Source organism: Psychrobacter sp. H25 (genome assembly GCF_059076335.1).
The window spans coordinates 2,058,860-2,073,360 of the sequence record NZ_JCACRV010000001.1; the positions used below are offsets into that span (position 1 = coordinate 2,058,860).

Consider the following 14,501-nt stretch of genomic DNA (forward strand, 5'->3'; position numbering starts at 1 on the left):
TCGTTATTTATCATTTAAATACTCGCTTTCCATTTGAAGAGTTTTTTACCGAGCTGGTACAACAAGATATCTGTACCTAAACCGATAAACCCAATGAGTAGAATACCTGCATAGACGTTATCAAAATGCTGGTAGCGGGCTTGTTGCACAATAAACCAAGTAATACCGGATGTCGTCCCTATCAGTTCAGCGACAATCAAATACGTCCATGCCCAGCCGAGTAGAACACGCAGGTCTCGATAGACGTCGGGCAAGACGGCAGGCAGCAGTACATAAAAGAAGCTTTTTAGTTTGGTCGTGCCTAGCGTATAACCAGCCTCAATCAGACCAAGATCCATAGTACGCGTGGTATTTGCAATGATTAAAATCTGCTGAAATAGAGTCCCAATCACGATGATGGCGATTTTTGGTCCATCGTAGATACCAAGCACTGCCACGGCCAAAGGTCCAAATGCGGGTGCTGGTAGATAGCGAAAGAACTCCACGAAGGGCTGAGTAATTTGTGCGATTTTTTGAGAAAATCCGCACAGCAGCCCTAACGGAATACCGACGATAGACGAGATAAAAAAAGCGATAAATACCGTACGGATACTCTGCCAGAGACTCTCATGTAACCACGGTCCATCCGCTTGCGCAGGCGGGGTAACGAAGGCAGTGACCATCGCTGTGGCTACCTCATCCGGTGCTGGCAAGTAGACAGGATTGACCAGTTTTCCTTGCGGTGGTACTGCATCAGAGGCCATCGCATCTTGTGCTTCGCGGTAAAATACCTCTTTATCAATGCGGCTACCCTCTTGTAGATAAGTACTCGCGCCAGCATCGGTAATCTCAACTTGTGGATGCCAGATAAAAGGAAGGTAGCTGACCGCACACCATAGTAAGATCGGAATCAAAAATGAGAGTACATTGAGCCCAAGAGTGGTTTTCTTGGTTAGATATGTGTTGATATGACTCATGGGCTACCCTCTAAAACGATGATGAAGACTCAATAACCACTGCCTTTGCAATAGATAAAACGGCACTTATCCTTACTGATTAATCAAGTCAGGATAGATCAATTTATCGATATCAAGCTTTTGATCATAAATCTGATTGTCAATATTGAACTGATTGACATGATAGCTAGATCCATAGATAGAGCTGAGCTCATCAGATTTTGCAAAGATTCTCTTGTTATCTTCAAGACCCATCAGTTTTGTCCCATTCAAGAAGGCACTATATTGATCAGCAGGCACGTTGACCTTGTTAGACATAATGCTGATCGCATCATCTCTAGTCGCTGGATCATTGATATAGTTGACGACCTTGCCCCACACTTGGATGATTTTGGCGTACTCTGCCTTGTGCTCAGATAGGCTGGCGGGACTGACGGCTAACGTGTCATAAATAAGACCCGGCTTATCCGCTGAGGTATAGATAGTCTTTGCACTTGGCACATTTTTTAGGGCTTGATTGGCATTGGGTTGCCAGATGGAGACGGCGTCAATACTGTCATTTGTGAAGACTTGTGGTAACTCGTTTGTGGTGGCATTGACCAGTGTCACATCAGCCTCTGTCAACCCGTTATCGGCCAGCGCGCTATTGAGCAGCAAATGATCTACCAAGCCTTTTTCAACACCGATTGATTTGCCTTTTAGGTCCGCTATGTTAGTGACCGACGGTTTAGCAATGATCTGGTCATTACCTGCTGAATAGTCGTTAACCAAGATAATAATGCCCTCACTACCACTCGCAGCGTTGACTAAATTGTCGCCATTGGTCACAGAAATGGCGTCCAGCTGATTAGAGGCAAAAGCAGATAACGAAGCAGAATAATCAAACCATTTAAATTCAACATTGACGCCAGCTTCATCAAACCAGCCTTTATCAATTGCAATCTGCCACGCTACCCAGCCAGGCCAATCACTGTAACCGATAGAGATTGGATCGTCATTTGAGGCAGTGACTTTTTCTGGTGCTGCCTCCCCTTCAGGTGCTGATACGGTAGCCGTGTTGTCACAACCAAATAGCATAAAGCTTGAGAAAACCGCAAAAGTAAATAAGCGTCGATTCATGAGTCTTGCTCCTTGAATAAAGACAGACCCATTATGGGAATGTCCGTTGATTATTGTTGCGCAATACCATGAGAGATATCGGCATTGCTTGCGTTACTGTTTTCGGATAATGATTAGAGTTATTTGATATAAGTTACGGACTCTGATTGTTCAGCTATATAAGATTTCCAACCACCAAACTCGGTCACATTCGTACCACCTTCAAATCCGTACTCTTCACAAATAAAGCTTTTGACCCAGCGTCCATCTGCCAATTCGACATTGCCGATGCCTAATGGTGCAGGCACTTCGTTGACGATGTCACCAAATTTTGCTTTGGGGATTCGCCAGACTTCTACTGCAATCGAGCGTCCTTCTTCGTGTCGTTTCAATCCCGGTTTGGCAGGTTTCGATCCTGCCAATGCAAAGAGCTGATAAGTGGCTGCCGTTTGGGTTTGCTCAGACAACACACCGCCCCTATCAGTCAGCTGATAATTGAGTGGCATACCACTCAGATGCGCACCAACCACGGCTAGTGCTACACTACTATCACTATCATCTGTGCTCAGTGGAATAAGCGATTGTGGTTGATCAGATTGAGACGTTTGGGTTTGAGAGGTGCCGGAGTGATAATGATGGTGAGAGGTTCCCATTGGTATATCCAGAGCGGTTTGCCATTGATGCCCAAAGTTGGCTAAGGCTTCATCATGCCAGCCCATAGCGATAAAGGTCACACCGCGTGGCAGGCCATCTCTAGCGACTAGATTCGGTAACGCCAACGCCGACAAGTCTGCTGGATTCACAAAATTAGTATAAGCCCCCATGTGACTATTTTTCGTTAACGGGTCGGCATTGACCGCATCGATGGTATAGATGGTTGGTGCGGTTGGCACCATTAAGGCATCAAATTTAGATAGCGTTTGTTGAATACGGCGACTTAATGCAGCACGAGAATACTCAGCACTCATCGCATCAACCGCATTATAGTTATCAGCTTGACTGATGATTTGGCGAGTGACAGGTAGTAGCGCATCACGCTCGACGAGCTGATCAATGGCAAAGGTGCGTTCACTAACCCAGCTGTCGTTGTAGAGCGCATCTGCTAACTCATTGAAGACGGTAAAGTCTATCGGTGTGATCTCATAACCCATCGTCTGTAGCTGCGAGATGGCTATCTCAAAAGCCTGCTCTGACTCGGTATCATCGTAAAACTCTAAGGTATTAGGGATAGCAATTTTGCCAAGACTAAAGGCGACTGGCGCAGTGGCAGGATGGATACGACTGTAATCATCCTCTTCATCATAGCCTTTCATTATCTGAGCTACTTGCCACGCATCATCAACACCCAGCGCAAAAATAGAAATCACATCATGTAATCGACACGCTGGAATGAGACCCGTACTGGAAAACCAGCCTTTTGTAGGCTTCAAACCTACGATATTGTTATGACCTGCAGGCACACGTCCAGAGCCTGCTGTATCGGTCCCTAATGCAAAAGGAACGATGCCATTCGCCACACTAACCGCAGAGCCGGAGCTTGAGCCACCACTGATATAGTCAGGATTAAAACTGTTGGCCACTGCCCCATAAGGTGAGCGCGTACCTACCAGGCCTGTCGCGAACTGGTCAAGATTGGTTTTGCCGATGACGATAGCGCCTGCCGACTTGAGCTTAGCGATCACATGCGCGTCTTTGTCAGCCAAATACAAAGGATCTGTACATCCTGCCGTGGTATGAAACCCTGCCACATCGATGTTGTCTTTTACCGCAAATGGTATGCCGTATAGCGGTAAATCTTGGGAGTTTTGCGTGGCGATACTGTCAATCTGAGCGGTCAGCTGCTCAGGAGTCGCAATTTCAATCCAAGCATTATTGTCATTGCTAATACCCGCCACATAATCTAATAGATCACTTAGCTGGGTAGTTCCTTCGGCATAAGCGCTTTGCCAATCTTTGATCGTCCAATTCTTTTGCATAGTTATTCTCTCTATTATTCTTCGCCATTTTTATCGTTGTTTTGCTATCTCACTATCGGCTAGATGAGTCCGTACAGCATCAGCTTTTTTCGTGCATGTCTGAGTCTGCCACCAATGTCTCGTGAGCAGTAATGGGTGCAAGTACAAATAAAGGCTGCTCGGGTTTCACTGTAGTACCAATCTCAATTTCAGTACTCACGACCTGCATCGCAACGGGTGAGACAATTGGTATCTCAATTTTCATGGCTTCTATGATTGCTAAGGTCTGCCCCTCGTCGACTACATCACCTACCGCGCAAGATATCTTCCAAACACTGCCCATCATATGAGCTTTGACGACTACCCCGCCCTCAGGTACAGAGACCTCTGATGATACTTCTACCGCATCAATATCTTCGCCCACATACTGATCAAGACCTTGCTGCTTCCAGCGTTGTCGTTCAGCATCAAAGTTAGCTTGCTGCTGATCTTTGAATGTCTGAATACTGTCCTTGTTTTCATGCAACATCTCGTAATACTCAGCGAGGTTTAACACACTATCCTCAACCTCAATCGATAGCTCACCTGCCTTAAAGGCAGTTCGCATCGATAACAGTTCTTCTTCACTGACTTCATAAAAGCGAATTTGATCAAAGAATCGTAGTAACCATGGTTTTTCAGCTTCAAAGCTTGGATGCGAGCGATAGCGGTTCCAGATTTGTAGCGTCCTACCAACAAACTGATAGCCACCAGGGCCTTCCATACCGTAGATACACATGTAAGCGCCGCCGATACCCACCGCATTCTCTGGTGTCCATGTTCTGGCAGGATTGTATTTGGTGGTGACCAAACGATGTCTTGGATCAAGCGGTGTGGCGACAGGTGCGCCCAAATAGACATCACCCAGTCCCATAACCAAATAGCTGGCATCATAAACAATATCTTTGACCGCTTGGGCAGAGGCCAAGCCGTTGATACGTCTGATAAACTCGATATTATCGGGGCACCAAGGTGCGTCAGGATAGACAAGTTGCTGATATTTCTGAGTTGCTAGCTTAGTCTGAGAGTCAGCCCACGCCATTGGTAAATGAACAATTCTGGACGGCACTTGCATATTCTTAATATCGGGCAACGCGCTTTCTGCTTGCTTGAGGATTGCCAGTAGTGCTGCCTGTGGCAATTTCAATGAATGGTAATGCACTAATAGTGAGCGAATACCTGGCGTCATATCAACGATGGCATCGATATGCTGTGCTTGTAACCATTCCATCAATGCCTGAACGCGGAAGCGCAGTTGCAAATCAAGCACCTGCTCGCCGTACTCAATCAATATATAGCTGTCTCCAGCAGGGCGATATACCACTTTTGGTTGGTCATTATTGATGGGTAAAGTGTCTAATATGGCTGTTTGCAATGTTGCTCTTTCTGTATGAATAGGCAAATCATAATCCACCAAATCACAGTGATCAGCCCGTAGCATGTCATCGTAACGCTGATGTAATTGTGCAGCTTGATCGTAGCTGACAGGGACAAACTGCACTCGATCACCTGCTTTGAGCTGTCCCATTTTCCAGCGCTCACCTGCGACAATGACGCTTAAACACACAAAGCCACCGAGGCTTGGTCCATCAGGTCCTAGAATGATCGGCATGTCACCTGTGAAGTCAATCGCACCAACAGCATAGGCATTGTCATGGATATTTGAGGGGTGTAGCCCTGCCTCGCCGCCATCCTCACGCGCCCATTCAGGTTTAGGTCCGACCAGACGGATACCAGTACGGCTAGAGTTGTGATGGACATCCCATTCATGCTCAAAGAACTGCGTCACATCAGCATCCGTAAAGAAATCTGGCGCGCCATGTGGTCCATACATAACCGCGATTTGCCATAGTCCATTAAACGCCGGTTGCTGGGCAGCAGGTAAGGCTTTAGTAGCAATGGACGTATCGCACTGTACAACGGGTAGCATGTCGCCGATAAGTAAGTTACGACCTGCATGACCACCAAACTGACCTAAACTAAAGGTCGCTTGACTGCCTAGATACTCAGGGACATCTATGCCACCTTTGATAGCGATATAGCTTCGGCAACCTGAGGTGATATTGCCACAAATGAGTTTTTGACCTTTACGTACAGGAATGGTTTGCCACATTGGTTGCTCTACACCATCCAAGGTACAGGCCATGTTACCGCCAGTAATAGCAATCTGACTGTCGCAATGGAACAATAAAGTCGGTCCAGTAACCACGCACTCAAGACCTGCAGTGTTAAATGGGTTACCCAACAGCTGATTACCAGTATTGAGACTCAGACCATCTATCGCACCTGATGGAGGTACGCCCACATCCCAGTAACCTTCTCGGCCGAGTACATCTTGTACGGCCGTCTGTACGCCCGACTGCAACACTTCGATTTTTTGACTGAGCCATGTAAAAGTGTTCAAAAACCTTGTAGTCTGCTCGCCTGCATAAAATGTCTCTGAAGCCACTATCTGCTGCAAATACTCAAGATTGGTTTCAAGACCTGCCATACGTGACACGGCCAAACTTTGGCTCATTTTCTCCAATGCTTGCTTGCGATCAGGTGCCGTGACAATGATTTTTGCTAACATCGGGTCATAAAAGGCTGATATTTCACTGCCTGTTTCTATCCAAGTTTCAACTCGAGCGGCTGGGTCAAAATAAGCATCCGTTAAAATCCCAGTGCTTGGTTGAAAGCTTTTGACAGGGTCTTCGGCATACAGACGCACCTGAATTGAATGTCCTGATGCGTGCAATGGCAACTCTGGCAACACGAACTCGCCTGCAGCCAGCTCAATCATCCAACGTACTAAATCCACTTGATAGATTTCTTCTGTGACACCATGCTCAACTTGCAAGCGTGTGTTCACTTCCAAGAAATAAAAGTCTTGCGTCGACACATCCATCACAAACTCAACGGTACCAGCAGAGCGATAGTTGACTTGTTGCATGAGCTTAGTCGCCACCTCTTGTAGGTTTTGTCTTTGTACGTCTGATAGTAAGGGCGCTGGCGTTTCTTCAATCACTTTTTGATTACGACGCTGGATAGAACAGTCACGCTCTCCTAAGGTGATGATATTGCCTGCCCCGTCACCAAATACTTGCACTTCGATATGGCGAGCATGCTCTACAAATTTTTCGAGATATAGCCCAGCATCACTGAAGTTGCTTTGTGCCAAATGATGCACAGACTCATAAGCATCTTTTAGTTCGACCTCATTCCATACCAGACGCATGCCGATACCGCCGCCGCCTGCAGTGCTTTTGAGCATGACAGGGTAACCAATACGCTCGGCCTCACGTAATGCTTCGTCCACATCTTGTAGCAGCTCGCTACCGGGTAACAATGGCACTTGGCTGTCAATGGCGAGCTTACGAGCTGTATGCTTGAGCCCAAAGCTCAGCAGCTGCTCAGAGGTTGGCCCAATAAAAGCGATTCCAGCATCACTGCAGCGATCACAGAATGCAGCGTTTTCTGACAAAAACCCATAGCCAGGATGAATCGCTTCTGCGCCTGAATCTATCGCTGCTTGCAATACTTTATCCATATTCAGATAGCTATCACTGGCAGGACCCGAGCCGATGTTTATGGCTTCATCAGCCTGACTGACATGTAGTGAGCCTCGATCTACATCGGTATAGACAACGACTGAGCCGACACCCATTTGCTTTAAGGTACGTATAATTCGGCAAGCAATAGCACCGCGATTGGCAATCAATACTTTTTTAAACATCACAACTTCCTCAGCATTCTCATTAATAGGCAGTATCGTCTTGTTCGAAAATCGCTTACTTACTCATAAATCACCAGCTCAATGGGCGTGGGGTTATAGCCGTTGCAGGGATTGTTGAGCTGAGGACAGTTCGATATCAGGACAATCATGTCCATTTGAGCGGTGATATCGACGTATTTACCAGGGGCTGAGATACCATCATCAAACGCCAAACTACCGTCAGGCGTAATAGGTACGTTCATAAAGAAATTGATGTTTGGTCCGACATGACGTAGGTTCAGATCATATTTTTGAGCAACTGAATGCGTTGCTAGAGTATGCATAAAGTTGTTACGGCAGCTATGCATGGGATAAGTATCATGAGCGTAACGCACGGTATTGCTCTCACATGAGCATGCACCGCCCAACGTATCATGACGACCACAAGTGTCATCTGTGATAGTGGCAATAACTTTCCCTCTATTAGTGAATAGCTGACTGCCCATCTCCAAAAACAGCTTTTGATTTTGTGCCAATGTATCCGTGGCACTATAACGTTCAGCCGTATCAGCACAGCTGATAAACAAAGTATCGACTGCCTGATTGCCTTCAGTATCTATAATGCGCAAGGTCTGGTTTTTCTTAACCTCGGCCATCCACCCCTCTCCTGCAGCACACGTTTCACGCAGCTTGATCTGCTTGAGATCCATTGACTCTAAAGTTGTTGTGGCTGAATTTTGCGTATATTCATCGTTATTTTTAATATCATTATTAATTGTCATGAGTCTGCTCTCTTAGTTATTATAAATAGTTACTATGAATGGTTATGGACGTAAGTATGGTGCTCACGAACCTATAGAGTCGTTTTACCAGTCAAAAATTAGAAATTGATAACCACTTACTTAATAAATGCCTTCGACTATCGAACACTGCCTGTCGTTAGGCGTTCGTATAGTCGCCAAAATAGCGTGCATTGTTCTCAAACCCGCGTTGGTTTTGCGAGCAAGAGTCACGGCAGATATCAGACTCTGACTTTGGCACTATAGGCGCTGCCTGCTGAATGGTTAGCTCAATATCAGCTGGATTATAGATGTCAGATGGATCAAGTGGATGCGGGGCGTTACAGATGAATACTAAGCAATTCATCTCAAACCGTAGGGCGATAGATTGGTTGGTGTTGTCAGCTGTGATATAGGACAGCTGCCCTTGTAGATCGGGGGTGACTTTGGAGAATAAATTGACCGTTGCCGTAAGATCGCTCTCATTTAGCGCAAACTTCGACATCTCTGTTAGTAGTCCGTCAAGACCATTTTGATAGCGCTCGTTACGAGCATCTTGGAAGGTTTTTTTGCCATATTGTGAGCTGATCATAGCAGCGGTGCTAGGGCCACAAATAGCATCGTTCCAGCCATGGTCATCGCTGATAATAGAGGCCAGCACTCGGCCCATATCGGAGTAGAGTACGTGACCTTCAGATAGGTATAAGGTGTGTTGTGCTTTTAGACTATCTGGCATGTTGAAGCGTTCAAGCTTCTCATCAGCATTAACCACATATAGGCTAGCATTGGCATTGGCTGCCAGTGATTTGAGCGTTAATACAGTGTTTTTGTTGATACGTCCACACCAATGGTGGCCACCTGGTAGAGGCATGGTGAAACGGTCTGAATATGAACTATCGGAAGTAGTGATTGAAACGGATGACATAAAAAACTCCACAGTTATGAGCTTAAGTGAACAGTGTCACTTAGAGTCTCCCGGGCTTTTATCCCTCCGTGTAGTTCTTTCGAACCGCCATCTCTCGGACCAGTCATATAGTTTTAGAAAGCCTTCCTCTACTATATCGGAACCCTAGACGGCATTTTTTTAGCTCTTAGATTAATAGCATACGGTAGTTAACCGTGTACTATTAACTCTGCAAGCGGTATGCCAGCCATTATCCATCACTATCGATTTGGCTCTTATTTTTCGCACAACTTAAAATTAGCTCACTAAAAAATTCGCTATATTAGTCGTATCTCTCCAAAATAAATTTACTTCTAGGGACGCTTATAGCCTAATACATATAGGCTGAGTACATAATAGCAAGTTCGATACTCTCTTAAAAACAAGGCTCTGATATGATTGGCAGTAGCAGTTCATAAAAGATAGAAGTTAGTTACTAGGTAAATTAAAAAACGCACTATCATAGAACATCGTGCACCATAATGAGAAATATCGCTCTATTCTGAACCATGCTAAGTATGCATCGATACTTAGCTTTATCTGCGGTAATTTGACTGTTAGAAAGTGAAAAATAGCAAAAAGCACTGACTCAATATGAACCAGTGCTTCGAATCCGTAACCAATATAGTGTGTACTCATGGACATGAGTAATAAGCATGATAAAAAAGAGCGCTGGTCCATATAGAACCAACGCTCTTGTATCGTAATTGCTTATTCCCGATAGCTTATCTATGGATAAGCATCGTTAATAAAATATGCCTGTTTGATTAATGACCTGTTTAATTAGTAACGAGTTACCAAAGCAATAGGCTGATCTTCACCCATGATATCTTGTGGCATAAACACCGCTTCACCACCATTATGAATGACGTGCTCGATAATTTCACCAACTGCATCGTCAGTGACACCTTCTGCAGTGACATCGCTTGCAAGACTTAGGGTTTGAGCTTTTTCATCGATCTTGGCAGATTGTATATAACCACGGCGCACATAAAGAGTCTCGCCAGCACCTTGGAACGCGCTACGATATACTTCCTGCAAGTCAGTTTGCAACATATTGGCACCGCGAGCTTTATCGATTTCACCCAATGCTGCTTTATGCAATGATGTACGGTAATCTTCTACAGCGTCTTGTACACTGTCCACGATATGCTGGGCACTACCATCTTCTAAATTAGTAGCGTTCGATACCGTGGCAATGATGTTGTCTGGACGATCACACACTTCTTTGTAGTAACCGATGTTTTTTGCGTCGCCAACAATCACGAGTGGCATTTTGTGCTCGCCCCACAGCTCTTGTACGCTTTTATCAACTTGGTTGAAGTACTCTTTAAGATGGCTGCTTTCGTTATTTGATGAGCGATCCGAGCTACCATCACCCGTTGTATACAGTCCGTTGTTCTCTACAGGGAACTGAATATTTTCCATATTGTTTTGCGCATCGTCATCTTTGTCAAACTCTCTGATGACACGGTCATTAGAAGCTTCGATTAAACGTGCTTTGTCACGGGTTAGAATTACTGTGTAATAATGGACAGCGCTTGCCATGTCACGTACCAAATCACGCGTCGCGAAGCTATCTGAGATTACCACGCGTTCTGTTGTGTCAATTGGCATACGGATAACTTGTACATCATCAGTACTGGCAAATATAGCTAGGGTATCGAGGTTGTAATTATGATTTAAGTCATTGGTCTTGGCATGAATGTTATCCAAGATAATTGTCGCTGTGCTCTTGTCATACTCTTTATTCAGACGATCTTCTACGACTTTTAACTGATTTTTGAGGGCAATAGGATCTTGTTCGTTAGCAGGATGTGCTCGGTGAGTCTTCACAAAGATACTCACTGCTGGGTTCGCTTTGGTTTCACGTAAACTTTTGAGAGTCGCTTTCATATAGTGCTCCTTGTTTTATTATCATTTACTTTCGATTTTATATATTTTCTTATTAGTACAGCGTTATGTTGTTTTACTCTATGCCATACTTAGCGATGGTTTTATCAGTATAATCACAAACTATAGACTGCTCATAAAAAACTGCTAAAGCCATTTGCTGATCATTTTCTGCTTTTCCATGTTGTACACACTTTATATGTGCATAATTTTTGAATTCCTTTGTTTTAATCCTAGCAGCTGCTCCTCACTCTCTGTAGGGTTAAAATGCAAGCAAATGATAGCGCTTTGTAAATAGAGCAATCTGTATTGTTAAAGACAGACATCGTCTCAACCAACTGTCTTCTGAACTCTACTGACCATATCATGTACTCATACATTGAGCGCGCGCTCAGTTTGTGCACATTCAGGTTGTATTTTTATGAAACGAACCCATCTTTTATATAACTTATCTATAAATCGTAGACTATAAAAATAGCCGTGCATTACAGATTGAAACCGTAACGAGTGCGATCTGATACGACAGTTTGCTCTATAACAACCATTAATATTGGATACTTTTATGACTATTCCTTCTTCAGACTTGCGCCTTGTCGACTTTGCCGATGCCGCGCCGCACACACTACAGAACCAAGTCGTTGATGCTATTGATGAAGCCAATAATTTTCTAGATAACCTTTCGGCAGTGACGGACGCTACCAGCGTAAGTGCTGAACAGGCATTGGCAGACGTCATGCGTTTTGATCATATCAATCTGGCGCTAGATCGCAGCTGGGGTATCTTGTCACACCTCAATGGCGTGATGAGTAACGACGAGATTCGTCATGTCCATCATGAGCTACTACCCAAACTCTCCGCTTATGGCACACGGGTTGGTCAGCATCAGACGCTCTTTAGTCGTTACCAGACTATCGTAAATGACACAGATTTCTTTGCGACACTTGAGCCTGCACGTGCGCGCGCGATTGAGCTGGCACTGCGCAGTTTTGAGCTATCAGGGGTAGCACTGCCTAAGACCGAGCAAGAAAAATTTGCTGCTATCCAAAGTGAGCTATCTACCTTGTCTGCAACATTCTCAGATCATATCTTAGATGCGACCCAAGCATTTGTATTGCCTCTAGCAGACTCACAGCTGAAGGGTCTAACAGAAAGTGGGTTGGCACTATTGGCAGATGCAGGCGAGCAGTATAAGGCACGTGAGCTTGACAGCGATAACCTCAGCCAAGCTGATGTGGATGCGCTCCCTACTCCTTATTACGTGGCAACGCTAAATATCCCAGTATATTTGGCAGTTATGACCCATGCTGATGATCGCAGCTTACGTGAGACGCTGTATCACGCCTACGTCACGCGTGCTTCTGAGTTTGATACTCATACTAATACTAAAGGTGAGTCGCTAAATAATGCCGACATCATGAGTCAAATTTTGGCATTACGTGAGCAAAAGGCCAAATTATTGGGCTTTGACAACTATGCTGAAGTATCCCTATCGACCAAGATGGCAGATAGCGTCTTGGAGGTGGAAACCTTCTTACGTGATTTGGCTGCCAAAGCGACTCCAGCTGCCAAGGCTGATTTGGCACAACTACAAAAATGTGCACAAGATTATGGTATTGATGAGTTACAACCGTGGGATAGCGCTTATATCGCCGAAAAAGTAAAGCAAAGCGCGTTTAGTTTATCGCAAGAAGAGATCCGTCCTTATTTCCCATTGCCAAAAGTAATTAGTGGTTTGTTTGCTATTGTTGAACGTCTATACGGTATTACGGTACAAGAGCAAGACTTTGATAATACTGATACTGATGTTCCCTCTGTCTCACGCTGGCACGATGATGTGCGCTTTTATCAGCTGTTTGATGCCGATGATCGCTTGATTGGCGGCTTTTACTTCGACTTATTTGCTCGCAGTGGCAAGCGTGGCGGGGCATGGATGAGTGGTTTTCAGTCTCGCTATAGCTATGAAGAGCAAAACCACACACAACTGCCTGTCTGCTTCATGGTAGGCAATTTCACACCAGCGCTTGATGGCAAACCAAGCTTGTTGACCCATGATGAAGTATTGACTCTGTTCCACGAGTTCGGTCACGGCCTGCATCACTTATTGACCCAAGTTACCGTCGGTGATGTCGCAGGTGTCAATGGTGTCGAGTGGGATGCCGTCGAGCTGCCTAGTCAGTTTATGGAAAACTGGGCGTGGGATGCTGAAGGCATTGCGCTTATCAGTAGCCATGTCGAGTCTGGTGAGCCATTGCCTAAAGATAAATTGGATGCGCTATTGGCGGTAAAAAACTTCCAAAGCGGTCTACAGACACTGCGTCAAATCGAGTTTGCATTGTTTGATTTACTGATTCACGCTCATACCCCAGCCCTTGATTACGATGGTATCTTAGCAACACTCAATGCAGTACGTAGCGATATCGCTATCATGCAGACGCCTGACTATAACCGTTTTGCTAATGGCTTCAGTCATATCTTCGCGGGTGGTTATGCGGCAGGTTATTACTCTTATAAATGGGCAGAGCTATTATCAGCGGATGCTTTTAGTAAATTTGAGGAAGAAGGTATTTTTAACCCAGCAACTGGTAAAGCTTTTCGTGAGTCTGTCTTATCCGTTGGTGGTAGTTTCCCAGCTAAGACCAACTTTGAAAACTTCCGTGGTCGTAGGGCCAGTATTGATGCTCTACTACGTCACAATGGCTTTGTCGATACTAAAAACATCGATGCTACAAACGACCAGACGACGCGTGAGGTTATCTAAATGCGCTATCAGTCATCTAAACCCAAGCGTCGGTTTTTGGCAGGAGTACGTTGTCCAAAATGCCAAGAGATGGACGCGGTAGTACAAGTCAATATTGTCACGCCAGCGCCAGATGAGTACATTGAGTGTACCCAATGTGGACATTCGGAACATCGTCCTGATCCTGAGGCGATCAGTGCCAAAAACCATTTAGAGGATCAGCTTGCTCGTAATGCGATGTCTACAGGTACTAGTGGTACCGTAAAGTTCAAACCTTAATTGTTGAAAGCTGGTCGCTTAGTACTAACTACTCAGCAATTGTTTCAAACAACGAACCTATGTATTACTCACTCATTGTTTCATGGTCTATTAAGCCTATCTATCAATAGATAGGCTTTTTATTTTGAGTTTGCTATAGTATGTCTACT

General features: G+C 45.0%; 9 protein-coding genes and 1 riboswitch. Of the genes, 2 read left to right on the forward strand and 7 right to left on the reverse strand.

Features of this window, described 5'->3' with window-relative positions; genetic code table 11:
• Positions 1 to 14 precede the first annotated feature (14 nt).
• The 7 genes from AC5JPO_RS08325 to AC5JPO_RS08355 form a co-directional block, all read right to left on the reverse strand.
• Positions 15 to 956 carry an ABC transporter permease gene (locus tag AC5JPO_RS08325; protein WP_319050728.1) on the reverse strand — a complete coding sequence of 314 codons (942 nt, stop codon included), beginning with the start codon at positions 954 to 956 and terminating at the stop codon, positions 15 to 17.
• A gap of 72 nt (positions 957 to 1,028) precedes the next feature.
• Positions 1,029 to 2,054, reverse strand: a complete 1,026-nt coding sequence (locus AC5JPO_RS08330) for an ABC transporter substrate-binding protein (RefSeq protein ID WP_493853817.1) — start codon at positions 2,052 to 2,054, stop codon at positions 1,029 to 1,031.
• Between the two features lie 119 nt (positions 2,055 to 2,173).
• Entirely contained in the window at positions 2,174 to 4,009 is a 1,836-nt protein-coding gene (gene atzF / locus AC5JPO_RS08335) for an allophanate hydrolase (protein ID WP_493853818.1), read from the reverse strand.
• Between the two features lie 79 nt (positions 4,010 to 4,088).
• Positions 4,089 to 7,742: an urea carboxylase gene (uca, locus tag AC5JPO_RS08340; RefSeq protein ID WP_493853819.1), complete on the reverse strand. Its 3,654-nt coding sequence runs from the start codon at positions 7,740 to 7,742 to the stop codon at positions 4,089 to 4,091.
• Between the two features lie 59 nt (positions 7,743 to 7,801).
• Positions 7,802 to 8,431 carry an urea amidolyase associated protein UAAP2 gene (locus tag AC5JPO_RS08345; protein WP_493854027.1) on the reverse strand — a complete coding sequence of 210 codons (630 nt, stop codon included), beginning with the start codon at positions 8,429 to 8,431 and terminating at the stop codon, positions 7,802 to 7,804.
• 229 nt (positions 8,432 to 8,660) lie between these two features.
• Positions 8,661 to 9,425 carry an urea amidolyase associated protein UAAP1 gene (locus tag AC5JPO_RS08350; protein WP_493853820.1) on the reverse strand — a complete coding sequence of 255 codons (765 nt, stop codon included), beginning with the start codon at positions 9,423 to 9,425 and terminating at the stop codon, positions 8,661 to 8,663.
• Between the two features lie 45 nt (positions 9,426 to 9,470).
• A riboswitch (guanidine-I (ykkC/yxkD leader) is annotated at positions 9,471 to 9,584 on the reverse strand.
• Positions 9,585 to 10,226: 642 nt separating this feature from the next.
• On the reverse strand, positions 10,227 to 11,339 hold the full coding sequence (locus AC5JPO_RS08355; RefSeq protein ID WP_443525030.1) for an AOC03_06830 family ribosome hibernation factor: 1,113 nt from the start codon (positions 11,337 to 11,339) through the stop codon (positions 10,227 to 10,229).
• A gap of 559 nt (positions 11,340 to 11,898) precedes the next feature.
• On the opposite strand from AC5JPO_RS08355, the gene AC5JPO_RS08360 reads away from it, so the two are divergent.
• A complete protein-coding gene (locus AC5JPO_RS08360) occupies positions 11,899 to 14,094 on the forward strand; it encodes a M3 family metallopeptidase (RefSeq protein ID WP_493853821.1) in 2,196 nt (731 codons plus the stop codon).
• Positions 14,095 to 14,352 (forward strand): YheV family putative zinc ribbon protein, encoded by a 258-nt coding sequence (locus AC5JPO_RS08365; protein WP_493843971.1) that lies wholly within the window; start codon positions 14,095 to 14,097, stop codon positions 14,350 to 14,352.
• Positions 14,353 to 14,501: the final 149 nt, after the last annotated feature.

Bases quoted from the DNA above. Each gene is read 5' to 3' on its own strand.
- AC5JPO_RS08325 (WP_319050728.1), bottom strand. From the start codon at position 956: ATGAGTCATATCAACACATATCTAACCAAGAAAACCACTCTTGGGCTC.
- AC5JPO_RS08330 (WP_493853817.1), bottom strand. From the start codon at position 2,054: ATGAATCGACGCTTATTTACTTTTGCGGTTTTCTCAAGCTTTATGCTA.
- atzF (WP_493853818.1), bottom strand. From the start codon at position 4,009: ATGCAAAAGAATTGGACGATCAAAGATTGGCAAAGCGCTTATGCCGAA.
- uca (WP_493853819.1), bottom strand. From the start codon at position 7,742: ATGTTTAAAAAAGTATTGATTGCCAATCGCGGTGCTATTGCTTGCCGA.
- AC5JPO_RS08345 (WP_493854027.1), bottom strand. From the start codon at position 8,431: ATGGATCTCAAGCAGATCAAGCTGCGTGAAACGTGTGCTGCAGGAGAG.
- AC5JPO_RS08350 (WP_493853820.1), bottom strand. From the start codon at position 9,425: ATGTCATCCGTTTCAATCACTACTTCCGATAGTTCATATTCAGACCGT.
- AC5JPO_RS08355 (WP_443525030.1), bottom strand. From the start codon at position 11,339: ATGAAAGCGACTCTCAAAAGTTTACGTGAAACCAAAGCGAACCCAGCA.
- AC5JPO_RS08360 (WP_493853821.1), top strand. From the start codon at position 11,899: ATGACTATTCCTTCTTCAGACTTGCGCCTTGTCGACTTTGCCGATGCC.
- AC5JPO_RS08365 (WP_493843971.1), top strand. From the start codon at position 14,095: ATGCGCTATCAGTCATCTAAACCCAAGCGTCGGTTTTTGGCAGGAGTA.